The sequence below is a fragment of the Stenotrophomonas maltophilia genome, from assembly GCF_001274595.1.
GTDB classification, from domain to species: domain Bacteria; phylum Pseudomonadota; class Gammaproteobacteria; order Xanthomonadales; family Xanthomonadaceae; genus Stenotrophomonas; species Stenotrophomonas forensis.
This window is the reverse complement of the sequence record NZ_CP011010.1, coordinates 4642567-4664749: the sequence shown is the minus strand read 5'-3', so window position 1 is coordinate 4664749 and position 22183 is coordinate 4642567. Positions and strand designations below refer to the sequence as shown.

Below are 22183 nucleotides of genomic sequence, written 5' to 3'. Positions count from 1 at the left end.
GCGGAGTGCTGCCACTCCGCCCGGTTCGATGCCGGTCACATCACCAGCTGTACAGCTTCCAGTACACCGGCGACACGCCGTCCTTGTCGTTGTCGAAACGGCCGTCGCCGTTCTTGTCGTACATGTAGTACGGCGCGCCGCGCGACGGGGTCACCTTGACCATGCGCAGCTGGCCGGACACGCGGTATTCCTCGATGGTGTCACCGTTGTCCATGGTGCGCTTGGAGACATCGGCGCCCTTGACGTCCACCGGGGGAGCACCTGCGCCACCCATGCTGGCGCAGCCAGCGAGCAGGAGCACGGAAGCCAGCATCAGGGTCTTCATCGGCGGGGGCCTTTGCCTGGATAGAGCCCTGATTATGCCCCATCGCCGGGTGCGTGCCGTGTCGTCGCGGTGCAGGCACGGGCGCGTAGAATCGGCGCATGAGCAGATTAGTCCTGATCGACGGGTCCAGTTACCTGTACCGCGCGTTCCACGCGCTGCCGCCCCTGTCCAATGCACAGGGTGAACCCACCGGCGCGCTGTTCGGCGTGGTCAACATGCTGCGCTCGACGCTGAAGGAACGCCCGGCCTACGTTGCGTTCGTGGTCGATGCGCCCGGCAAGACCTTCCGTGACGACCTGTACGACCAGTACAAGGCCAACCGGCCGCCGATGCCCGACGAGCTGCGCAGCCAGGTCGAGCCGATGTGCCGCATCGTCGAGGCGCTGGGCATCAGCATCCTGCGCATCCCCGGCGTGGAAGCCGATGATGTGATCGGCACGCTGGCCCTGCAGGGCCTGGCGCAGGACCTGAAGGTGACCATTTCCACCGGCGACAAGGACTTCGCCCAGCTGGTGCGTCCGGGCATCGAGCTGGTCAATACCATGACCGGCAGCCGCATGGATTCGGACGCGGCAGTGATGGACAAGTTCGGCGTGCGTGCTGACCAGATCATCGACCTGCTGGCGCTGATGGGTGACACCGTCGACAACGTGCCGGGCGTGGAGAAGTGCGGGCCGAAGACCGCTGCCAAGTGGCTGGCCGAGTACCAGCACCTGGACGGGGTGATGGCGGCAGCGCCGACCATGAAGGGCAAGATCGGCGAGAACCTGCGCGCCGCACTGGAGCGGCTGCCGCTGAACCGCGAGCTGGTGACCATCCGCACCGATGTGGCACTGGACGCCAGCCCGACCACGCTGGCCCTGCGCGAGCAGGACGTGCCGGAGCTGACCGAGCTGTATACGCGCTACGGCTTCACCCAGGCGCTGAAGGAACTGGGAGCACCGCTGCCGGCGCCCACCGCTGCCAGTGAGGCCACCCCGAGCCTGCGCGGTACCGCCGCCGGCTTCGCCCGTGGTAGCGCCGAAGTGCCGGCTGCCGGTACGCTGGACCCGGCGCTGGCCGCGCCCGGTGAATACGAGACGGTGCTGACCACCGAACAGCTGCAGGCCTGGGTCGAGCGCCTGCAGCAGGCCGACCTGATCAGTTTCGATACCGAGACCGATGCGCTGGACGCGATGCGTGCGCGCCTGGTCGGCGTCAGCCTGGCCGTCGAGCCGGGCAGGGCCGCCTACATTCCGGTCGGCCACGACTACCCGGGTGCGCCGGCGCAGCTGCCGATGCAGCAGGTGCTGGACGCGCTGCGCCCGGTGCTTCAGGACCCGGCGAAGAAGAAGCTGGGCCAGCACGGCAAGTACGACCTGCATGTGCTGCGCCGCCACGGCGTGGACATTCAGGGCTACCACGACGACACCATGCTCGAGAGCTTCGTGCTCAATTCCACCGCCACCCGCCACGACATGGACTCGCTGGCCCTGCGCTACCTGGGCTACAGCACCATCAAGTTCGAGGACGTGGCCGGCAAGGGCGCCAAGCAGATTCCGTTCTCGCAGGTGGGCATCGACGAAGCCAGCCGCTACGCGGCCGAGGACGCGGACATCACCCTGCGCCTGCACCACGCGCTGCAGCCGCAGCTGTTGGCCGAGCCGGCGCTGGACAGCGTATACCGCGACATCGAGATGCCGCTGGTGCCGGTACTGACCACGATCGAAGCCAATGGCGTGCGGATCGACACCGACGAACTGCGCCGGCAGAGCCAGGACCTGTCCTCGCGCATGCTGGCCGCGCAGCAGAAGGCCACCGAGCTGGCCGGGCGCAGCTTCAACCTGGATTCGCCCAAGCAGTTGCAGGCGGTGCTGTTCGATGAGCTGAAGCTGCCGGCGGTGGTGAAGACCCCCAAGGGCCAGCCCAGCACCAATGAAGAGGCGCTGGAGGCGATTGCCGAGCAGCACGAGCTGCCGCGGGTGATCCTGGAGTACCGCGGCCTGGCCAAGCTGCGCAGCACCTACACCGACAAGCTGCCGGAGATGGTCAACCCGGACACCGGCCGCGTGCACACCAGCTACCACCAGTCCGGTGCCGCCACCGGCCGCCTGTCCTCATCGGACCCGAACCTGCAGAACATCCCGATCCGCACCGAGGACGGCCGCCGCATCCGCCGCGCGTTCGTGGCGCCGGAGGGCTGCCAGCTGCTGGCGGCCGACTATTCGCAGATCGAGCTGCGGATCATGGCCCACCTGTCCGAGGACCCGGGCCTGGTGCGCGCCTTCGAACAGGGCGCCGACGTGCACCGTGCCACCGCTGCCGAGGTGTTCGGGCGCACGCTGGAGGAGGTGACCCCGAACGAGCGCCGTGCCGCCAAGGCCATCAACTTCGGCCTGATGTACGGCATGAGCGCGTTCGGCCTGGCCCGCAACCTGGGCATCGACCGTGGCCAGGCGCAGGACTACGTGGCGCTGTACTTCAGCCGCTACCCGGGCGTGCGCGACTTCATGGAGCGGATGCGCCAGCAGGCCCGCGACCAGGGCTACGTGGAAACCCTGTTCGGCCGCCGCCTGTACCTGAACGACATTCATGCCCGCAACCAGGGCCTGCGCGCGGGGGCTGAACGCGCGGCGATCAACGCGCCGATGCAGGGCACCGCCGCCGACATCATCAAGCGCGCGATGGTGGACGTGGACCAGTGGCTGCGTGACAGCGGCGCACCGGCACGGATGATCCTGCAGGTGCACGATGAACTGGTGTTCGAAACCGAAAGCAGTTTCGTTGAAGACTTGCGTTTGCAGGTGGTGGAACGCATGTCGCAAGCGGCCAAACTGCGGGTGCCGCTGGTGGTCGATACCGGTATCGGCAGCAACTGGGACGAGGCGCACTGACGGCGTTTCAGGCCGAAAACGACGTGAATTTGTTCATCAGTCGGGGGTTTCTGACTCGATCATGAATGTTCCCCCGATTGAAGTTCATTAAATTGGGCCCCTTCACGAACCGTTAGTGTTCGGAGTGCTTCTATAACTCTCGACAGGCGCAATGCCTGTTGTGGATCTCTCCCATCCCCTGGAGCAGATCTCGGAACGGGGACTCCTCCCCAAGTGCCCGTTCCCCGGCCCCGTTGACCTCCCCCTGGTCAGCGGGGCTTTTTATTTGTGCCGTTGCCAGATTCCCTGGTCTGCGCCACGCTGGGCCACCGCTCCGCAGGGGAAAACGATGCCCGATCTGTTCGCACTGGCGATGCCGTGGTGGGAGTTCATCCTGCGCGCGGTGGTGGTCTACGTCGTGGTGCTGGGCATGGTCCGGCTCAGCGGCAAGCGCCCGCTGGGGCAGATCACCCCGTTCGACGTGCTGCTGGTGGTGCTGCTGGGCAATGCGGTGCAGAACGCCCTGCTGGGCACCGACACCTCGCTGGGCGGCGGCCTGCTGCTGGCGGCGACCCTGATCCTGCTCAACTACGGGGTGGGCTGGGTGAGTACCCGCAGCCGGCGGATCGAGCGCCTGGTAGAGGGAGAGCCGGTGGTGATCGCGCGCGATGGGCGCCTGTTCGACACCGTTCTGCGTCGCGAACAGGTCACCCGCGCCGATTTCGAGGCCGCCATGCGCCAGCAGGGCTGCCTGGGCGTGGAGGATGTCGAACTGGCCCTGCTGGAGATCAACGGGCACATCACCATCATCCCCAGGAAGAGCACCTGACCTGGTAGCGCCGTGCCTGGGCCCGGCTGCACGGTGCATCAGCCGGGCGGGGGACCGCAGCCCCGGTCAAGGCATGCAGCGGTCGTTGCCCGCCGCAGGCTTGCGCTCGTAGTAGGCGAATCGGTTGCCACCGTCGATACCGGCCAGGTTGCCGTTCTGCAGCAGCTGCAGCACGAAGTCGCTGCCGAGTTCGCGATGGATGAGGATGCGGCCGTCGCGCAGGCTGGCGCGCAGTGGCTGCTCGCGGCCACCGGCTTCGACCACGCCGCCCTGCAGGAAGCGCAGCTGCGACAGCACGCTGCGTTCGGCTTCAAAACTGCCGCAGGGCAGCGCGCTGGCCGTGACCGGTGCCAGCGCCGTGCCGGGAGCGCTGGCCAGCACGCCGAGATCCTTGGCCGGCCCGCAGGCCGGGGCATCCGCGCGCTGCGCACACGACAGCTGCAGCGCCTCGCGGGCCTGCTGCAGGCGGCCACTGCTCCACAAGGTCTCGGCGGTGTCGGCGCAGAACGTTTCGCCCTGCTGCACGCGGCACAGGGCGATCAGTTCATCCAGCTGTGCCGGCGGCAGCGGCGCATCCACCGAATGCTGCAGGCCGAGCAGGGCCTTGCCCATCATTTCCGAGGCGACCTGCCTGGCCACCGTCGTGCAGCCCTCGGCATCGAACGACGGTGACTCCTCCTTGCAGATCTCGGGCATCGGCGGCTCCGCTGTGCTCGGCGAAGCGTCCTTGGCCTGCTGCTGGTAGGTTTCCAGCAGGCGCATGCAGGCGGCGCCCACGCCCTCGGCGCACCAGGCATGCAGCTTCTGCGGCTCGGCTTCCGGCAAGGCCTCCAGGCACTCGGAAGTGTTCATCACGCAGCCGTCTTCGATGGGCTCTGGCATCACCTTGCATGCGGCGGAGCGCTCACGGGTGAACTCGCGGTACGGGGTGCTAAGGGTGCGGTCGTTGTCGGAGAAGTACCAGTTCTCCAGGCGGCCCGTGGACAGGTTGCCGGTGCCGAGCACGTCGTCCTGGCGGGCGATGCGCAGTTCCTCGGTGGCCTGGTAGGGGCCGGACAGGAAGCCGTGGCCCTCGCTTTCGAGGGTCAGCGTGGTGTTGCCGCTGCTGTCCTTGTAGGTGCCGCAAGCCATCGATTGCGCGGCGGCCGGCAGGCTGGCCGAGGCCAGCACGAGCAGCAGCAGGGAGCGCCAACCCGCAGCGCGGGGGCGGAGGGCAACAACAGCAGGCATGACATCATCCTTGAAGAAGAAAGAACACGACCTGTCCGGTGCAGGACGCACCGCAGGCAGGGGAAAGCACCACGCCCCAGGCGTGGTGCCGGAAGCTCAGAGCCAGTCGCGCGGCACCAGGTAATCAGCCAGGCGTGCCTCGGCACTGCCGGCGTCCGGGTTGAAGCCGTATTCCCAGCGCACCCGCGGCGGCAGGCTCATCAGGATGCTTTCGCTGCGGCCACCGCTCTGCAGGCCGAACAGCGTACCGCGGTCGTAGACCAGGTTGAATTCCACGTAGCGGCCACGGCGGTACAGCTGGAACTCGCGTTCGCGCTCGCCATGGGGCGTGTCCTTGCGCTGCTGCACGATCGGCAGGTACGCATCCAGGAAGCCATCGCCGACCGCGCGCAGATAGTCGAAATCGCGCTCGAAATCGCCATGCAGGTCATCGAAGAACAGGCCGCCGACGCCGCGTGTTTCGTTGCGGTGGCGCAGGAAGAAGTACTCATCGCACCAACGCTTGTGCGCGGCGTAGCGTTCCTCGCCGAAGGGTGTGCACAGATCGCGTGCGACCCGGTGCCAGTGCTGCACGTCCTCGTCGAACGGATAGAAGGGGGTCAGGTCGAAGCCGCCGCCGAACCAGCTGGCCACCACTTCGCCGTCGCGCTGCGCCTGGAAAAAGCGCACGTTGGCGTGGGTGGTCGGCACGTAGGGATTGAGCGGGTGGAACACCAGCGACACGCCGGTGGCGCGCCACGAGGCGCCGGCCAGTTCCGGGCGGTTGGCCGAGGCCGACGGCGGCAGGCGGCTGCCAGCCACGTCGGAGAAGCCGATGCCGGCCTGTTCGAACACCGCACCGTCGCGCAGCACGCGGGTACGCCCGCCGCCGCCCTCGGCCCGCTGCCACAGGTCTTCCTGGAAGCGGGCCTGGCCATCGGCGGCCTCGATCGCCGCGCAGATGCGGTCCTGCAGGTCGGTGAGGTAGGCGCGCACGCGCTCGAATTCGTTCATGGCGCGTACTTTACCGCAGGGCCCGCCCGAAGCTGCGGACAGGCCCTGGCGGGCTCAGCGCTTGCGGTTGGAATTGCGCGGCGCCGGAGCGTCGTCCACGGCCGCCTCGTCAACCGCCTTCTGCAGGGCACCACCCAGCGTGATCAGCTCCCAGTTCTGGGTGCCGAGTACGTCGCAGGCCACATGCAGGCCGCTGCGGTCGGCCTTGCACAGCTGCTCCAGGGTTGCCCGTGCGTCCACATCCGCACCGTTGCCCTGAGCGGTGACCAGGTTCTCGCAGCCCTCGCGGACGCCAGCGCGGCAGACCGTGGTGTAGTGCTCGGCGGCCTGCAACCAGTTCCCGGACAGCGCAAGGCGGTTGCCGAGAATGTTGCAGCCCTGCAGCTTGCCCTGTGCGCAGCAGGCTTCGGCCCCGTCCTCGTTGGCCAAAGCCAGCGGGCAATCCTGTGGCAGTGGCAGCACCTTGAACTGCTTCGGTGCACTGCAGCGGCTCGAGCCCTCGCCAGTGGGGACGAACACCTGGAAGCGGGTCCAGGTGTCCAGGCCCAGCAGTTGGCCGCCAGGCAGCGGGCGCAGCACGAAGTCGCCGCCCCGGTCGTGGCGGATGCGGATGTCGCCCTCTTCGACGCGTGCGCGAAGATGGCTGCTCCAGCCCACGCCAACCAGGCCGGCATCGCCGAAGTCCAGCGTGTCCATCAGGCCGCCGTCGGCCCGGTAGCTGCCGCAGGGCAAGGCCGTTGCCGGTTGCGGCTGCAACGATGCGCCCACCGCCTGCAACGCCGGCAGGCGCTCGCAGGTGGTGGTGTCATTGCCGGGTATGCAGGCCGCAGCCAGGGCCTGTACCGCCTGCTGGGGATCTCCCGCCTCCCAGGACAGTTCAGCCACCCGGGTGCAGAAGCCGCCATGCGGTACCTCGCGGCACAGCCGCAACAACTGTTGCCGCCGCTCAGTCGGAATGATCACCGGCACGGTCGGCGCCGTCATCGTCACCATCGCTTCGGTCATGGCGGCCGTCATCGCGGCCTTGACCAGCTGCTCCTGCACTGCGGGGTCGGCCTCGAGCGCGGCGGCACACGCCGGGGTTCCCTGTTCGAAGCCACCATCGTCACAGGCGACGGGGAGCTTGATGCCGGACAAGGCGGCGTCGAGGGCTGCCTTTGCCAGGGCAGGATCGGCCTCGACCGTGGGTTTGGCTTCATCGTGCCAACGATCGGCCAGTTGCAGGCACATGCCGGGCACGCCTTCCCGGCATCCTGCTTCCAGCGCGGCTGGATTCGCTTCGCGACGATTGTCCAGGCACGCCGCGGCATCGGCAAGGCAACTGCCTTCAGCCGGCGTGGCGGCCGCGGTGCACTGCGCGGGGGCCTGCAGGATGTAGACCGTGCCATCCACCTCGACCGTGCGGCCACGATCGCGCACCTGCAGCGCGCTGGGCAGGCCGTACTCCAGATTCACCAGTTGCAGCTTTCCATCGATCTGCTGGAACGCGACCGGAGACGGTGCACTGCCGAAGTGCTTCTGCTCGCCACGGTTGGGTGAGCTGATGCGCAGCGTGCTGCTGCCTTCATCGGCCTTGAACAGGCCGCATTGCAGTGACTGCGCGGCGGCCATCGGCGCGGCCAGCAGCAACGCCCAGGCCAGCCAGCGGCGGCGCGGTGCGGGTGAATGCATGTCGTCTCCTTGACGATCGAACGGAAAACTCCAGGCGCTACGGCGAACCACGGCCCTCGCGCGGGGGCGTGCATTGTGCCGTTCCGGGCACGGGTTGGTAACGCTGGTAGGCCGTCTGCACATCCATGCCAAGCAGGTCGCCATTGCCGAGCTGGCGCAGCGTCAGGGTTTCGCCGTTCTGCTGCAGCTGGACGGCGCCTTCGTGCAGGCGGGCCTGCGTGCCATCGCCGAAGTCGAGCATGTCGATCACGCCACCGTCGGCCTGGTAGCGGCCACACGGCACCCGCTGCAGCGGCACCAGGCGCAGATCGGTACCGAGTTCACGCAGCGGCGCGGTACGTTCGCAGGCACTGACGCGGCCGCCATCGCAGGTGACCTGCAGGGCCTGCACTGCCAATGCGGGCTCCAGCGCGATCAGCTGCTGCGCGGCCACCTCGACGCAGAAGCGGCCACCCCGGTGCTGCAGGCACAACTGCTGCAGGCGATCGCGCGCAGCGGCCGGAAGCGGCGAATCCAGCGTGTCTTCGTCTTCCTGTGCCAGCCGTTGATCCACCCGCCGCATGGCGGTGGCCAGTGCATCGTCGGTCATGGCTTCGCAGGCCTGCCGATCGTGCCCGGCGGTGTGTTCGCGGCACGGCGGCGGGCGCTCGAAGACGGCCGGGCCGGCGTCATCGGCAGCATCCGCCGCACTGCCCTCACGCATCAGCCGCAGCAGCGTCGAGCAGCCCGCACCCACGCCCTCGTCGCAGGCGCGCCGGGCCTGGCCGGGCGAGGCCGTTGGCAGCTGCACCATGCAGTAGCTGCCAGCAGCGTGGCAGCTGCCGGCCACCGCGCTGGGTTCGGCGGTGCAGGCCCGGGGCTGGCGCAGGGTGTAGACCACCGTCACGCTGTCCTCGATGCGCTGCCCATCGGCGCTGATCCGGACCGGCTCCGCCACCCCATCATCGAGCATGACCAGGCGGGTCTGTGCCGCACTGCGATCGACCCACAGCGGCTCCGGCTCACCGATGCCGTTGTGGCGGTAACCGTTGCTGGGGCTGGTGAACACCAGTGCCATGCCGTCATCGAGGCTGCGATACTCGCCGCAGCGCAGGGCATCGGCGCTGGCAGGCAGCGCGGCGAACAGCAGCAGGGCAGGGAAAAGAGCCAGCAAGCGCATGCGACGGTCCTTGTCGTGCGAGAAGGGGGTGGGGCTCAGTGGAAGCGCGAGCGGATATCGGGCCGCAACAGGCGCCAGGCCAGCCAACCCTGCAGGCCCAGGAACAGCACTGAAGTGCCGAGCAGGGTGAAGGTCATCATCCAGCGACGCGGCTGCAGCGACTGCTGCATCTCCGGCCCGTCGGCGAGCAGCACGATCATGTCGCGCATGAACACGTCCCACCACCAGGTGATCGCGAAATTGGCCAGTGCGCTCAGCAGCAGCATCACCACGAAACTCCATAGGCCCCAGTAGCGTTCGCGCAGCAGCCCCCAGCTGGCCACGGCCGAGACCAGGCAGAGCAGTGCGGCGATCATCGAGGCAACCACCGGGTGCGCCAGCAGCCAGGCCAGGCTGTGCATCTGCCGATGCTGTGCTTCACCCGCCAGCAGCTGCCAGAGTGGAACGTCGTGCAGCGGCCACACCAGCAGCCCCTGCAGCACGAAATAGCCGGCCAGCAGCGCGGACAGCCAGAACGACGCCTGGACCAGTGGCCGGATCCACGCGTGGTAGGGCGAAGGCTGCAACGAGGGCGGCGGGAGCGGCACTGACATCCGGTGTCCTTGCAATCGGCACCCGCGCGGTCAGCGGGCCGTCACCCGGGTGGCGACGGCCGGCAGGATATGGTGTTCGCTCAGCGGTGCCAAGGGCAGGCCGTGCGGCGGCTGCAGCGGCACCCAGGCCAGTTCGGCAATCTCGGCGCGCGCCTGCGGTGTACCGTCCACCTGCACCCACCACGCCTGCGCCCGCACGCGATGGCCGGGCTCGTTCACCGCCCAGTCTTCGAAGGCGCCCAGCGCGAGGGTGGCATCGGCGCGCAGCTGCACGCCCAGTTCCTCGTCCAGCTCGCGGGCCAGCGCCTGCAGCGGCGCTTCGCCGGGTTCGGGCTTGCCGCCCGGCTGGATGAAGCGGTGGGCGCCGTGCTTGCGCACCACCAGCGCCCGGCCACGGTCATCCAGGATGACCGCGGCCACGATCTCTATCGTGGCCGCGGCAGTGCTCATTTCAGGTTCTGCTCGAACAGCTTGAGGATGCGCTTGTACTGGTCCAGCCAGGAATCGGCACGGACATAGCCGTGGCGTTCCAGCGGGTACGGCGCGATCGACCAGTTGTCCTTGTGCAGTTCGATCAGGCGCTGGGTGAGGTTCACCGAGTCCTGGAAGAACACGTTGTCATCCATCATTCCGTGGGCGATCAGCAGGTTGTCCTGCAGGTTCTGCGCGTACTCGATGGGCGAGGACACGCGGTACGCCTCCGGATCGATGTCCGGGGTGTTGAGGATGTTGCTGGTGTAGCCGTGGTTGTACTGGTGCCAGTCGACCACCGGACGCAGCGCGGCGCCGGCCTTGAAGGTGCCCGGCGAGCGGAACAGCGCCATGAAGGTCATGAAGCCGCCGTAGGAACCGCCGTAGATGCCGGCGTGGTCGCGGTCACCCTGCTGGGTGCCGACCAGCCAGTCCAGGCCGTCCTTGTAGTCTTCCAGTTCCGGGTGGCCCATGTTGCGGTAGATCGCCGTACGCCAGTCGCGGCCGTAGCCCTCGCTGCCGCGGTAATCCATGTCCAGCACGATGTAGCCCTTCTGCACCAGCAGGTTGTGGAACATCTGCTCGCGGAAGTAGGCCGGGTAGCGCTGGTGCACGTTCTGCAGGTAGCCGGCGCCGTGCACGAACATCACGATCGGGTACTTGCGGCCCGGCTCCTTGTTTTCCGGTTCGTAGTACTTGGCCCAGACCACGCCGGCGCCATGCTTGGACGGCACCGCCACCAGCTTCGGCTGGATCCACTGGCGGGCCTTGTAGTCGGCGGTGCGGGTATCGGTCAGCACGCGCGCCTGGCCGCCGGCACTGGGCAGCACCGCCAGCTGCGGCGGCAGGTAGGCGCCGGAGTAGCGCACTAGCAGCTGCTGGCCATCCGGCGACAGCGAGAAGTCTTCCACGCCGTTGAGGCTGGTCAGCTCGCGCACCTGGCGGCTGCCGGTGTCGACCGCGCAGACTTCATAGTCATGCGGGGCCTGCTGGTTGCACAGGAAGTAGAAGCCCTTGCCATCGGCCGACAGCACCGGTGCCGAGGTCTCCCACTTGCCGCTGGTCAGCGCCTGCGGCTTGGCGCTGCCGGCCTGGGTGTACAGATGCGAGAAGCCCGATTCCTCGGACAGCAGCCACAGCGTGCGGCCGTCGGCCATCCAGCCGAAATCGTTGAAGCCCCAGTTGATCCAGGCGTTGTCGGTCAGCCTGTGGCGGTTCTGCACGCGGCCGTCGGCGGCGTTGACGCTGATGATCCAGCGGTCCTTGTTGTCGTTGGCACGCAGCATCACCGCGGCCTGCTGGCCGTCGGCGCTCCAGCGGATGCCACCGCCCATGAAATCACTCATCACCTGCACGCTGCGCTCGCCCTTCAGCGCGTCCTTGCCGGCCTTGCGGCGCAGTTCGGCCAGCGGATCGGTGCCGATGCCCGGCAGGCCCGACAGCGAGAGCTTCTCGGCCTTGCCGGAGCGCACGTCGACGTACCACAGGGTGTGCGGCTCGAAGCCGTTGCGGCCAACGCGGGTGCGGGTGTCCTCGGTTTCCTCGTAGCCTGATTCGGTCACGTACAGCGGCATCTTGCCGCCGCGACCGTCATCGAAGTCCTTCGGCTTGGTCACCACGATCAGGTGGCCCAGGTCCGGCGACAGCACGCTGTCGGCAATCTCCACATCGGTGCCCAGGTACACCGGGCCGGGCGCGCGGGTCGGGTCGGCCTGGCGCCAGCGCTGGTCCTGGTCCTTCAGCGCCTCGCGCTGGTCGCGGTCGCGGCGCAGTGTTTCCAGCGTACGCAGCTGCTGGTCGCGCAGCACGTCGGCCTTCGGCGGCGTACGCGGGTCCTTCTCGGCCTTCAGGCTGGCCACCTGCTGCACGCCGCTGGCGGCGGTCCAGTGGAACCAGTTCTGGCCGACGCGCCAGATCACGCCGTTGTCGGCCGCGAAGTTCACGTTGCCCGCGCGCTCGTTGCTGCGGGTCAGCTGGGTCAGCGCGCCGCTGCGCAGGTCACGCACGAACACGTCGCCATTGCGCACGAACGCACTGCGGCTGCGGCTGCGGTCGTAGACCGGCTCGGCTACGTCCAGGGTGCCGCGCTGGTCATCGGCCACCTGCGCGGCCACGCCACCGGCCACCGGCTGGCGGAAGGTGTCGCGCACCGGGCTGCCGTTGCGCTTGAGCTGGTACTCCACCTGCTGGCTGTTCCACGACCACCAGGCCTTCTCGACCGGCGGGCCGATCCAGTCCGGGTCGGCCATGGCCTGTTCGATGGTGATCGGCGTCGGCGCGGCATACGCGGCCGGTGCGGCCAGCACGGCCGACAGCAGGAGGGACAGGGGCAGCACTCGGGACATGGGCGGACGGCACCGGAAGAGGAAACCGGGCAAGGGTAGCAGCCGCCCCGGCCGCGGGCAGGGGCCACAGGTCATGGCAGCGGAATCGGCAAACTGCTGCAACCGGTTGCCGTGGTCGCGCATCCATTGTCCTGAACCCGCATCATCCACCGAACAGGAGCCCGACCATGCAGGAACTGATCCCGATCACCCTCTTCATCTGCATCGCCTATGCGATCCATGCCATTGCCGATGCCCGCGCCCGCAGCAAGCTGGTGGCCCCACACGTGCCGGAGGAAGTGATCCGCTCGCTGGCCGTGCTGGAAGAGGAGCGCCGCCGCCAGGGCGCGCTGCGCTGGGGCATCAGCCTGGTCTGCCTGGCGCTGGCGATGGCCCTGCTGGAAGTCATCGGCGCCCGTGACCTGACCTTCGGTGCCGCCGCCGCGCTGGTTGGCAGCGCCGGCCTGGGCCAGCTGCTGGCCTGGCACTTCACCCGTCCTGCGGCGCGCAAGGGCTGAGCTGGCCCATGCCACGGGCACAGGGGGCGCCCCGTAGATGAGCCTGCTCGGCGAAGCATTGTCGGCATTGCGGGGCCGTCGCCGCCACGATGCAGCAGCGGCGGGGGCACTCGCTGCACCGCTGGATGCGGACCAGGCCCTGGTACGGGCCATCATCGACGGCTCGCAGGCGGCGTTCTCGCAGCTGGTGGAGACCCATCAACGCACCTGCGCGCATGTGATCGGGCGCATGGTCGGCGACCGCGACCAGGTCGCCGACCTGCTGCAGGAGACCTTCCTGGCGGTGTTCCGCCAGCTGCACCGGTTCCGCTTTGAATCCTCGCTACGCACCTGGGTTTCGCGGGTGGCCTACACCACTGCGTTGCAGCACCTGCGCCGGCGGCGGCTGGAGGCGCAATGGATGGTGGCGGTGGAGGTGCCCGAGGAACTGGGCATCGGCGATGAAGGCCCCGGGCCGGCTGAATTCAGCGAATCGCTGCAGGCCGGTCGCCAGCTGGGCGCGGCACTGGAGCGATTGAGTGCGCCGCAGCGATTGATTGTGGGCCTGCATTATCTGGAGGACTTCGATCTGGCCGAGATCGAGCAGGTCACCGGGCTGGCGCGCGGTACCATCAAGAGCCACCTGTACCGCGCGCGGCAGATCCTGAAGCAGGAGCTGACGCGGCACGCCACCGCCGGAGAACTGCTGTGAGCCAATCGACTGACCCTCGCGATGCGGACGAGCGCGCGCTGGCACAGGCGTTGCGTGAGCAGGCGCAGCAGGAGCAGACGCCGGATGTGAGCGAGGCACTGCAGAAGCGCATCACAGCCGAATCGCGCGATAGCGGTGTGCTTTACGTGGTGGTGCAGGTGCTGTTGTTTGGCGCGCTGCTGGCTGCCGCGGCCTGGTATTTCTGGCACTGAGGCGTCCTCCGGGCGGTGGGCCTGGTAGATGCCGACTTTGGTCGGCGTTTGGGCGTGTGTGCCAACCAAGGTTGGCAGCTACCAGAGCGGTTGACCCCTGCGACAAAGTGAAGCAGCGCGTCACCCGGTCGCATCCCGGCTTAACCAAATCCTCCTAAAGTGGTCCGGTATCCCACCGGTCGCAGGCAGGAGGCGTCCCTTGGACGCGTTGTTGTTGTCCCGGATCCAGTTCGGATTCGTCATCAGTTTCCACGTGCTGTTCCCGGCCTTCACCATCGGCACGGCCAGCTGGCTGGCCTTCATTGAATGGCGCTGGCTGCGCACGAAACTGCCCGTGTGGCGCGAGCTGTATTTCTTCTGGCAGAAGATCTTCGCCGTGTCATTCGGCATGGGCGTGGTCAGCGGCATCGTCATGGCCTTCCAGTTCGGTACCAACTGGCCGCGGCTGAGCGAAGTGGCCGGCACGGTCATCGGCCCGCTGCTGACCTATGAAGTGCTGACCGCCTTCTTCCTGGAAGCCAGCTTCCTGGGCGTGATGATGTTCGGCTGGGGGCGGGTTTCGCCGCGCCTGCATTTCCTGTCCACCTGCATGGTGGCGCTGGGCACGCTGTTTTCCACGTTCTGGATCCTCTCGTCCAACAGCTGGCTGCACACGCCGGCCGGCTACGAGATGGTCAATGGCATCTTGCACCCGGTGGACTGGTGGCAGGTGGTGTTCAACCCCTCGTTCCCGTACCGCCTGGCGCACATGGCGCTGGGTTCGTTCATCACCACCTGTTTCGTGATCGGTGGCGTCGGCGCGTGGTACCTGCGCAAGGGCACGCACGTGGAAGCCGGCCGGCGCATGCTGGTCGCGGCGGTAGCGTTCGCGGCGCTGACCGTGCCAGTGCAGATCTTCGTCGGCGACATGCATGGCCTGAACACGCTCAAGCACCAGCCGATGAAGATCGCGGCGATGGAAGCGCACTGGCATGAAACCAAGGAAGGCGAGGGCGTGCCGCTGGTGGTGTTCGCGCTGCCCAACGAAAAGGAAGAGCGCAACGATTTCGAAGTGGCGATCCCGAAGCTGGGCAGCGTGATCCTCACCCATTCGCTGGACGGCAGCTTCGATCCGCTCACGTCGGTACCGGCCAGCGAACGGCCGCCGGTGACGCCGGTGTTCTTCGCCTTCCGCATCATGGTCGGGCTGGGCACGCTGATGCTGCTGCTGGCCTGGGTCTCGGCATTCCAGCTGTGGCGCCGGAAGCTGCTGGATTCGCCGTGGCTGCTGCGCGGCTGGAACTGGATGTTGCCGAGTGGCTTTATCGCACTGCTGTCCGGCTGGTTCGTCACCGAAATGGGGCGCCAGCCGTGGGTGGTGTATGGCGTGCTGCGCACCGCCGATGCGGTCGGCCCGCAGAGCGCGTGGATGACCGCGCTGTCGCTGGGTGTCTACGTGGTCGGCTATGCCTTCGTGTTCGGCTGGGGTATCTGGTACCTGGTGAAGATCCTGCGCCATGGGCCGCAGCCGTATGCCGAAGGGCCATCGCTGGACCACGGCAGCCACACCCCGGCGCGCCCGCTGTCGGCAGCCGACGAACCGCTGGAGGATCGCTGACATGGACCTGATGACCTGGCTGCCGGTGGCGTGGTTCGCGGTGATCGGTTTCGGTGTGCTGATGTATGTGGTGCTGGATGGCTTCGTGCTCGGCATCGGCATCCTCGCCCCGTTCGCCGAAGACGAGGAACAGCTGGACCTGATGATGAACACCGCCGCACCGATCTGGGACGGCAACGAGACCTGGCTGGTGCTGGGCGGCGCCGGCCTGCTGGCGGCATTCCCCAAGGCGTACGCGGTGCTGCTGTCGGCGCTGTACCTGCCGGTGCTGCTGCTGGTGGTGGCGCTGGTGTTCCGCGGCGTGGCCTTCGAGTTCCGCTTCAAGGCGCATCGCTCACGCCGGTTGTGGAGCGTGGCGTTCGCACTGGGCTCGCTGCTGGCCACCTTCGCCCAGGGCGTGATCCTCGGCACGCTGGTGCAGGGCCTGCCCCTGCAGGACGGCGTCTATCACGGTGGCCCGTTCGCCTGGTTCAGTCCGTTCGCGATGTTGACCGGCGCTGCGCTGGTGGCCGGCTACGCACTGCTGGGCAGTACCTGGCTGATCCTGAAGACCGAAGGCCGCGTGCAGGCGCTGGCGCGGCAGATGACCCGGCCGCTGGTGGTGGCGGTGATCGCGGCGATGGGCCTGGTCAGCAGCTGGCTGCCTTTCCTGCAGTCGCGCCTGATGGACCGCTGGTTCAGCGATGGCAACTTCTGGTGGCTGTCGCCGGTACCGCTGCTGACCCTGGCGGTGGCGGCCGCGTTGTGGCGCAGCGCCACCCATCCGCGCCGTGACCTGCCGCCGTTCCTGCTCAGCCTTGCCCTGTTCGTGCTCGGCTTCCTCGGCCTGGTGCTGGGCATGTGGCCGTACCTGCTGCCGCCATCGATGACCCTGTGGCAGGCCGCTGCGCCGGCATCATCGCTGGGCTTCACCCTGGTCGGGCTGGTGATCCTGCTGCCGGTCATCCTCGGCTACACGGCGTGGTCCTACCGGGTGTTCCGCGGCAAGGTGCACGCCGACGCCGGCTATCACTGAGCATCGGGCCAAGGCTGAACGCCGTCGCCACATTGCTGAACCTCGTCGGGGAAACACCGTCGATCACGCCGCCATCGTCGGCTGACGGCTTTCCCCGGTGTCGGCTTTCCGACACAATCATGGCTCTTCCCGGGTTATTGTCCCGCGGACATGCACGCCTACGTCTATAAAAGCCAACTCAAGCCGGACACCTACGTCTACGTTCCCCGACGCGAAGATTTCAGCGCGCTGCCTGCGCCGCTGCTCAAATCGCTGGGGACGCTCACTTTCGTGCTGGACGTTGCCCTGGATGCCCAGCGCCGCCTGGCCCAGGCCGACCCGGACAAGGTCCGCAGCGAAATGAGCGAACGCGGCTTCTACCTGCAGGTGCCGCCGTCGGTGGCCAGCCTGATGCCGCGGCACTATGACTGATCCCTCCCGTCCGCGCGCGCTGTCGATCGCCTTCACTGTTGGCGCCGTGCTGGCGCTGGGCGCTGCCGTGGGCGGCGTCCCGGGCGCCCTGCTTGCCGCATTGGCGCAGCCTGCGTTCGCGCTGGGCGTGTCGTGGTGGCGGCGCAGCCGCGCGCTGCTGCCGTTGAAGGTGGTTGCGCGCCAGGATTTGCCCGCGCTGCTGGCGCTGTGGGCGGCCGCACCGGTCCTGCTGGCGCTGCTGCTGGCCTGGCCGCTGGCGGCGCTGCGCGATAGCGGCAGCCTGGCCGCGGTGCTGGGCCTGAGCGTGCTGGTCAGTGCCGGCCTGCTGGCGGCCTGGCGCACCTGGCCGTTGTGGAACGATGTCGAACGCCTGGATGGCAGCCTGGCCCAACACTGGCAGGCGCTGGCCGGGCGCGACCTGACCGCCTGGCGCGGCCTCGGTGTGGCCGCGCTGGTGATCGCGCTGGCGGCACTGGTGGTGCTGCCGGCCTGGCCCGACCTGCTGCCTGAAAGTGCACGATGGCCGGCCGCGCTGGCGGTGGTGGTGCTGTCGCCGCTGCTGCACCTGCTGCTGCAGCGGGTGGCGCCCGCACCGCTGGTGTCGTTGCGTACTGGCGCGTTGAACGCGACCAGCCACGAACACGAACCGATGTTCGCCGCCGCGGCCGAGACCGCGCCGCTGGAGGCGATGGCGCCGCAGGAACTGACCCCGGCCCTGTACGAAGCCGCCCGCCATGGCCGCATCGACCGCGGCCTGCAGCTGCTGCAGGCCGGTGCCGATCCCTATGCATTGCCGGACCCGAACTGGCGCGACCAGCGCAGCCTGGCGGTACTGGCCGCGGTGCTGCCGGACCTGCGCCTGCTGCGCGAGCTGATCGCCCGCGGCGTCGACGTGAACGCGCCGCACCGCGGCATGACTCCGCTGCTGGCGGCGACCCGTGACAGCTGGCATGGCCGCCCCGAAGCGGTGATGACCCTGCTCGCCAACGGCGCCGATTCGCGCGCCACCGACGGAGACGGCAACACGCCGCTGCACCATGCTGCGCGCAGTTCCGACCCGGGCGTGGCGGCGCTGCTGCGCGATGCCGCGGCCGAAGTCGACGCGCTGAACAACGACGGCTGGTCACCGCTGGCGGTGGCCTGCCAGGTCGGCAACTGGCGCCTGGCGCGTTTCCTGCTCGAACGCGGTGCCCGCAGCGAGCCGGCCGAAGGCACCCCGGTGCTGCTGGCTGCCGCCGCCACCGAAGACGATGATCCGGCCGGCGTGCAGCTGCTGCTCAAGCACAAGGCACGGGCCGACGCGCGTGATCGCCAACGCCGCAGCGCGCTGCACGAGGCCGCACTGGCCGGCCACGTCGAGATCATCGGCGTGCTGCTCGGTGCCGGCGCCAACCTGGAAGCGCGCGATGCGCTGGGCCGTACGCCGTGGCTGGAAGCGGCCCGTGCCGGCCGTGCCGCCGTGGTCGAGCACCTGCTTCCACACAAGCCGGACCTGGTTGCAGTGGACGGCGAAGGCCGCAACGCGGTGCAGCTGGCGGTGATGGCCGAGGATGTCTCGCCGCTGCTGATCAAGCGCCTGGTTGAGCTGGGCATCGCCGCCGATGCCGCCGATCCGGTCGGCCGCCGCGCGGTGGACTACGCTGCTGAAGCGGGCCGCTGGGCGATCGTCGCACTGCTGGACCCGTCCTATCCGTTGCCGGCTGCGGTCAGTGATGGGCTGGCCGAGCGCGGCGAAGCGGCCATGGCCAGCGGCCTGCTGCCGGACCGTCCGCCGCTGACCCTGCTGCGTGAAGCGTTGGGCTTCGGCAACACCGAAGGCATGGCCGCGCTGGCCAGGCTGTGCCAGCCGGAAGAACTGGGTGGCCTGCTGCTCGATCCTGAGCTGGCGCTGGAACCACGTGCGGTCGACTGGCTGCTGGGCCACGGCGCCGATCCCTATGTGCGTGACGCCTGCGCCGACACGCCGATGTTCGCTTTGCTGTCGCGCGGCATTGATGCGGTGCCTGCACTGCAGGTGATGCTGCAGCGTGGCCTGTCGCCGGCCGGACGCGGTGGCCTCGCGCGCTTCCTCGCCGCCTGCGCCCAGCACGACCAGGCCGCCCGAGGGCTGGAACAGCTGGCGCTGGAATTGCTGGAACGTGGCGCCGATCCGTTTGCGGCCTCGCCGGCCGGTGATCCGCCGCTGTCGCTGGCGGTACGCCTGGGTTGGCTGCGCCTGCAGCAGGCCCTGTTGAAGGCTGGCGTCGATCGCGAAGCGCGCGACAGCCACGGCATGACCGCCTTGCATCTGGCCACCGCGCTGGCCCGAGAAGGTGCACTGAAGCTGCTGGTGCAGCACGGTGCCTCGCCAGAGGCACGCGCCGCCGATGGCCAGACGCCGTTGGGCGTGGCGCTGTCGATTGGGCGCCGTGACCTGGCCGACTGGCTGGACTGGCGGGTGTGGCCGTTGCCACGCCGCACCCTGCGCGAGGCCGATCTACCGGCCGCCGCGATGGCCGGTGATGTGGACGCTGTGCGCCGCCTGATCGATCTGGGATTTGCGGTCGACGCGGTTGATGCACAGGGCTGCACCGCGCTGCTGCGTGCGGCCGGTGGCGGCCATCTGGCAGTGACCGATCTGCTGCTGGCGCGTGGCGCCGATCCGCAGCACGCCGCGGCCAGTGGTGCCACGCCGTTGTCGGCGGCGGTCAGCATGCGCCAGGTCGATATCGTCTCGGCCCTGCTCGATGCCGGTGCCAAGCTGGAACATCGCCTGCCGGGCGGAGTGACGGTGCTGATGCTGGCCTCGGCGCTTGGCCTGCCGGACATCGTCGCGCGCCTGCTCACCGCCGGTGCCGACGTGCACGCCGGTGACGCGCAGCAGCTGGGTCCGCTGCACTGTGCCGCGCTGTATGGCTTCAGTGCCCGTGACCGCTCGCGCCTGCTGGCCCTGCTCGACACCCTGCTGCTGGCCGGTGCGGAACCGGACCAGGCTGCTGCCGGTTCGGTTACGCCGTTGCTGCTGCTGCTGGGCGCACGCGCCGAGCCGGGTACCGCCTGCGACGAGCAGGTGGTGATGGCCGCGGTGGAGCGCCTGCTGGACGAGGACGTGAGCCTGGACGTGCGTGACCCGCGCGGTTTCGGCCCGCTGCACCTGGCCGCCCTGCACGGTTTGCCGCTGCTGGTGCAGCGCCTGCTGCGTGCCGGTGCCGATCCGGAAGTGCGCGACAGCCTCAACCGCAGCCCACGCGAGATCGCGGTGATGCGCGGCTTCATCGACGTGGCCGGTGAGTTCGAGCCGCGCGTGCCGGGTGTTTCCTCGATGGCCCGGTTCCTGCGCGACAACGGCTGATCCCAGCGGCCGGCACGACCGGGTTCGCGAATCATCGGGTGGGTGCCGACCTTGGTCGGCACGCCTACGTGTCGTCGCTTTCCGCGTCGGCCTCGAACAGGTGCATCAGGTCGTTGCGCGCATCGCGCGAGGTCTGGATCACCGCGGCCTCGTCGTCGTAGACCAGGTACTGGTCGCGCAGCAACTGCTCGTCGTGTTCGCGGAAGCGCTGCACATGGCGTTCGGCCACGTTCGGGGCCACGCCCAGCGCGGTCAGCACGCGCCCGCTCATTTCCAGGCTGGTGCCGAACACTTCGCGGAACGGCTCGGCCGACATGTCCATCAGCCGCCACGCATGCTGGCGGTTGCGCGCTCGCGCCAGCACCGTCGCATCCGGGTACAGCCGGCGCACCATGCGCACCGCGCGCAGGTTGGTCTCCGGGTCATCCACGGTGATCACGAACACATCGATGTGCTCGCCACCGGCCGCGCGCAGCATTTCGGGCCGGGTCGGGTCGCCGTAGTACAGCTGGTTGCCGAAGCGGCGCAGGTCGGCCACGGTGTCCGGGTTCGCCTCCAGCGCCACGAACGGCACCTTCTGCGCGGTCAGCAGGCGCGCGATCACCTGGCCGAAGCGGCCCATGCCGGCGATCAGCACCTTCGGCCGGTTGTCCGGTGCCACCTTGTCAGCCTCGGCGGCCTGGCGCGGTGCGGCCTTTTCCTGGCCGAGCAGCCTGAGCAGCGCGATCATCAGCAGCGGTGTGATCGCCATCGACAGGCCGACAATGGCCACCAGCCGGTCATGGTTGGCGTTGCCCAGCAGGTGCGCTCGCTGCGCTTCGTTGAACACCACGAAGGCGAATTCACCGCCCAGCCACAACACGCTGCCCAGCAGCAGCGACTGTCGCGAACTGAGCCTTGCAATACGCCCGATCACGTACAGCAGGCCGAACTTGACCACCAGCAGGATGCCGACGCCGGCGGCGATCAGCCACGGCTCGGACGCGATGCGGTCGAGGTCGATGCCCATGCCCACCGCAATGAAGAACAGGCCCAGCAGCAGCCCCTTGAACGGCTCGATCTGTGCTTCCAGTTCGTGCCGGAATTCCGAGTCGGACAACAGCACGCCGGCCAGGAATGCACCCAGGCTGGGGCTGAGGCCGGCTTCCTGCATGAACCAGGCGGTGCCCAGCACCACCAGCAGGGCGGTGGCGGTGAACACTTCCGGGCTGCGGGTGCGCGCAATGATGCTGAACACCCTGCGCAGCACCGACCGCCCGCACAGGATCACCACCGCCAGCGCGCCCAGCGCCACGGCCGCGTCCTCCCAGCGCAGCGTCTCGTTCTTGACCCCGCCCAGCAGCGGAATGGCCGCCAGCAATGGGATCGCGATCAGATCCTGGAACAGCAGGATCGCAAAGCCCAGCCGGCCATGGTCGCTGTTGATCGCCTTGTGCTCGGACAGCAGCTGCAGGCCCACCGCGGTGGACGACAGCGCCAGCGCCACACCCACCACCAGCGCGCTTTTCCACTGGAAATGGTCGAGCAGCAACAGGCCGCCCAGCACCAGCCCGGACAGCGCCACCTGCGCCGCACCGGCACCGAACACCGAGCGCCGCATCACCTTCAGGCGTGCCGGCGACAGTTCCAGGCCGATCACGAACAGCAGCATCACCACACCGATCTCGGCGGCGCCGAGGATGCGGTCGGCGTCCTGCACGAAGCCCAGCCCGTCCGGGCCCAGCACCACGCCGGCCGCCAGGTAGCCCAGCACCGCGCCGAAGCCGAACTTCTTGAACACCGGCACAGCGATGACCGCCGCCAGCAGCAGCACCAGCGCCAGTTCCAGACCACCGCTATGCATGGGAGTACCTGGTCATCGGGGGAACCGGCCGCGCGTCCGTTCGGAGGAGGGAAAGCATGGCGAACGCCACTGCCACATTATGCGCGCCGGTGCGTGTACGCACGAGGACACGCGTGCG

General features: G+C 68.5%; 18 protein-coding genes. 9 read left to right on the top strand and 9 right to left on the bottom strand.

The features are described 5' to 3' along the window. Positions 1-40: 40 nt before the first annotated feature. A complete protein-coding gene (locus tag VN11_RS21135; RefSeq protein WP_040006855.1) occupies positions 41-325 on the bottom strand; it encodes a DUF2782 domain-containing protein in 285 nt (94 codons plus the stop codon). A 98-nt stretch (positions 326-423) separates the two neighbouring features. On the opposite strand from VN11_RS21135, the gene polA reads away from it, so the two are divergent. Together polA and VN11_RS21125 are read left to right on the top strand one after the other, a co-directional pair. After that, positions 424-3198 carry a DNA polymerase I gene (gene polA, locus VN11_RS21130; RefSeq protein WP_053451151.1) on the top strand — a complete coding sequence of 925 codons (2775 nt, stop codon included), beginning with the start codon at positions 424-426 and terminating at the stop codon, positions 3196-3198. Positions 3199-3526: 328 nt separating this feature from the next. After that, positions 3527-4006, top strand: coding sequence for a DUF421 domain-containing protein (locus VN11_RS21125; protein WP_053451150.1), 480 nt, complete (start codon positions 3527-3529; stop codon positions 4004-4006). A 66-nt stretch (positions 4007-4072) separates the two neighbouring features. On the opposite strand, the gene VN11_RS21120 is transcribed toward VN11_RS21125, so the two are convergent. The 7 genes from VN11_RS21120 to VN11_RS21090 form a co-directional block, all read right to left on the bottom strand. Next, the gene (locus VN11_RS21120; RefSeq protein ID WP_053451149.1) at positions 4073-5236 is read right to left on the bottom strand and encodes a hypothetical protein; all 1164 of its coding nucleotides are present in this window, start codon (positions 5234-5236) and stop codon (positions 4073-4075) included. Positions 5237-5332: 96 nt separating this feature from the next. Beyond that, on the bottom strand, positions 5333-6229 hold the full coding sequence (hemF, locus tag VN11_RS21115) for an oxygen-dependent coproporphyrinogen oxidase (RefSeq protein ID WP_053451148.1): 897 nt from the start codon (positions 6227-6229) through the stop codon (positions 5333-5335). A gap of 54 nt (positions 6230-6283) precedes the next feature. After that, on the bottom strand, positions 6284-7900 hold the full coding sequence (locus VN11_RS21110) for a hypothetical protein (RefSeq protein WP_053451147.1): 1617 nt from the start codon (positions 7898-7900) through the stop codon (positions 6284-6286). Positions 7901-7937: 37 nt separating this feature from the next. Continuing rightward, a complete protein-coding gene (locus tag VN11_RS21105; protein ID WP_053451146.1) occupies positions 7938-9059 on the bottom strand; it encodes a hypothetical protein in 1122 nt (373 codons plus the stop codon). Positions 9060-9094: 35 nt separating this feature from the next. Next, on the bottom strand, positions 9095-9652 hold the full coding sequence (locus VN11_RS21100) for a hypothetical protein (protein WP_053451145.1): 558 nt from the start codon (positions 9650-9652) through the stop codon (positions 9095-9097). A gap of 30 nt (positions 9653-9682) precedes the next feature. Continuing rightward, complete coding sequence (locus VN11_RS21095) at positions 9683-10102, bottom strand: NUDIX hydrolase (RefSeq protein WP_053451144.1); 420 nt, start codon at positions 10100-10102, stop codon at positions 9683-9685. After that, complete coding sequence (locus VN11_RS21090) at positions 10099-12468, bottom strand: S9 family peptidase (protein ID WP_053451143.1); 2370 nt, start codon at positions 12466-12468, stop codon at positions 10099-10101. The genes VN11_RS21095 and VN11_RS21090 overlap by 4 nt, the downstream gene beginning before the upstream one ends. 167 nt (positions 12469-12635) lie before the next feature. Between VN11_RS21090 and VN11_RS21085 the strand changes: the two genes are divergently transcribed. The 7 genes from VN11_RS21085 (at position 12636) to VN11_RS21055 (ending at position 20222) form a co-directional block, all read left to right on the top strand. Beyond that, positions 12636-12965, top strand: a complete 330-nt coding sequence (locus VN11_RS21085) for a hypothetical protein (protein ID WP_053451142.1) — start codon at positions 12636-12638, stop codon at positions 12963-12965. A 37-nt stretch (positions 12966-13002) separates the two neighbouring features. Next, on the top strand, positions 13003-13656 hold the full coding sequence (locus VN11_RS21080) for an RNA polymerase sigma factor (RefSeq protein WP_053451141.1): 654 nt from the start codon (positions 13003-13005) through the stop codon (positions 13654-13656). Then, entirely contained in the window at positions 13653-13868 is a 216-nt protein-coding gene (locus VN11_RS21075; protein WP_053451140.1) for a hypothetical protein, read from the top strand. The genes VN11_RS21080 and VN11_RS21075 overlap by 4 nt, the downstream gene beginning before the upstream one ends. A gap of 199 nt (positions 13869-14067) precedes the next feature. Then, a complete protein-coding gene (locus tag VN11_RS21070; RefSeq protein ID WP_053451139.1) occupies positions 14068-15465 on the top strand; it encodes a cytochrome ubiquinol oxidase subunit I in 1398 nt (465 codons plus the stop codon). 1 nt (position 15466) lies between these two features. Then, on the top strand, positions 15467-16480 hold the full coding sequence (cydB, locus tag VN11_RS21065) for a cytochrome d ubiquinol oxidase subunit II (RefSeq protein ID WP_006476247.1): 1014 nt from the start codon (positions 15467-15469) through the stop codon (positions 16478-16480). A gap of 150 nt (positions 16481-16630) precedes the next feature. Then, entirely contained in the window at positions 16631-16891 is a 261-nt protein-coding gene (locus tag VN11_RS21060; RefSeq protein WP_006476245.1) for a YcgL domain-containing protein, read from the top strand. Further along, the gene (locus VN11_RS21055; RefSeq protein ID WP_053451138.1) at positions 16884-20222 is read left to right on the top strand and encodes an ankyrin repeat domain-containing protein; all 3339 of its coding nucleotides are present in this window, start codon (positions 16884-16886) and stop codon (positions 20220-20222) included. The genes VN11_RS21060 and VN11_RS21055 overlap by 8 nt, the downstream gene beginning before the upstream one ends. A gap of 64 nt (positions 20223-20286) precedes the next feature. Here VN11_RS21055 and VN11_RS21050 read toward each other — a convergent pair whose 3' ends face one another. Then, on the bottom strand, positions 20287-22065 hold the full coding sequence (locus VN11_RS21050) for a monovalent cation:proton antiporter-2 (CPA2) family protein (RefSeq protein WP_053451137.1): 1779 nt from the start codon (positions 22063-22065) through the stop codon (positions 20287-20289). Between the last annotated feature and the right edge of the window lie 118 nt (positions 22066-22183).

Coding starts and splice junctions, on each gene's coding strand:
- VN11_RS21135 (WP_040006855.1), bottom strand. CDS start 325: ATGAAGACCCTGATGCTGGCTTCCGTGCTCCTGCTCGCTGGCTGCGCC.
- polA (WP_053451151.1), top strand. CDS start 424: ATGAGCAGATTAGTCCTGATCGACGGGTCCAGTTACCTGTACCGCGCG.
- VN11_RS21125 (WP_053451150.1), top strand. CDS start 3,527: ATGCCCGATCTGTTCGCACTGGCGATGCCGTGGTGGGAGTTCATCCTG.
- VN11_RS21120 (WP_053451149.1), bottom strand. CDS start 5,236: ATGCCTGCTGTTGTTGCCCTCCGCCCCCGCGCTGCGGGTTGGCGCTCC.
- hemF (WP_053451148.1), bottom strand. CDS start 6,229: ATGAACGAATTCGAGCGCGTGCGCGCCTACCTCACCGACCTGCAGGAC.
- VN11_RS21110 (WP_053451147.1), bottom strand. CDS start 7,900: ATGCATTCACCCGCACCGCGCCGCCGCTGGCTGGCCTGGGCGTTGCTG.
- VN11_RS21105 (WP_053451146.1), bottom strand. CDS start 9,059: ATGCGCTTGCTGGCTCTTTTCCCTGCCCTGCTGCTGTTCGCCGCGCTG.
- VN11_RS21100 (WP_053451145.1), bottom strand. CDS start 9,652: ATGTCAGTGCCGCTCCCGCCGCCCTCGTTGCAGCCTTCGCCCTACCAC.
- VN11_RS21095 (WP_053451144.1), bottom strand. CDS start 10,102: ATGAGCACTGCCGCGGCCACGATAGAGATCGTGGCCGCGGTCATCCTG.
- VN11_RS21090 (WP_053451143.1), bottom strand. CDS start 12,468: ATGTCCCGAGTGCTGCCCCTGTCCCTCCTGCTGTCGGCCGTGCTGGCC.
- VN11_RS21085 (WP_053451142.1), top strand. CDS start 12,636: ATGCAGGAACTGATCCCGATCACCCTCTTCATCTGCATCGCCTATGCG.
- VN11_RS21080 (WP_053451141.1), top strand. CDS start 13,003: ATGAGCCTGCTCGGCGAAGCATTGTCGGCATTGCGGGGCCGTCGCCGC.
- cydB (WP_006476247.1), top strand. CDS start 15,467: ATGGACCTGATGACCTGGCTGCCGGTGGCGTGGTTCGCGGTGATCGGT.
- VN11_RS21060 (WP_006476245.1), top strand. CDS start 16,631: ATGCACGCCTACGTCTATAAAAGCCAACTCAAGCCGGACACCTACGTC.
- VN11_RS21055 (WP_053451138.1), top strand. CDS start 16,884: ATGACTGATCCCTCCCGTCCGCGCGCGCTGTCGATCGCCTTCACTGTT.
- VN11_RS21050 (WP_053451137.1), bottom strand. CDS start 22,065: ATGCATAGCGGTGGTCTGGAACTGGCGCTGGTGCTGCTGCTGGCGGCG.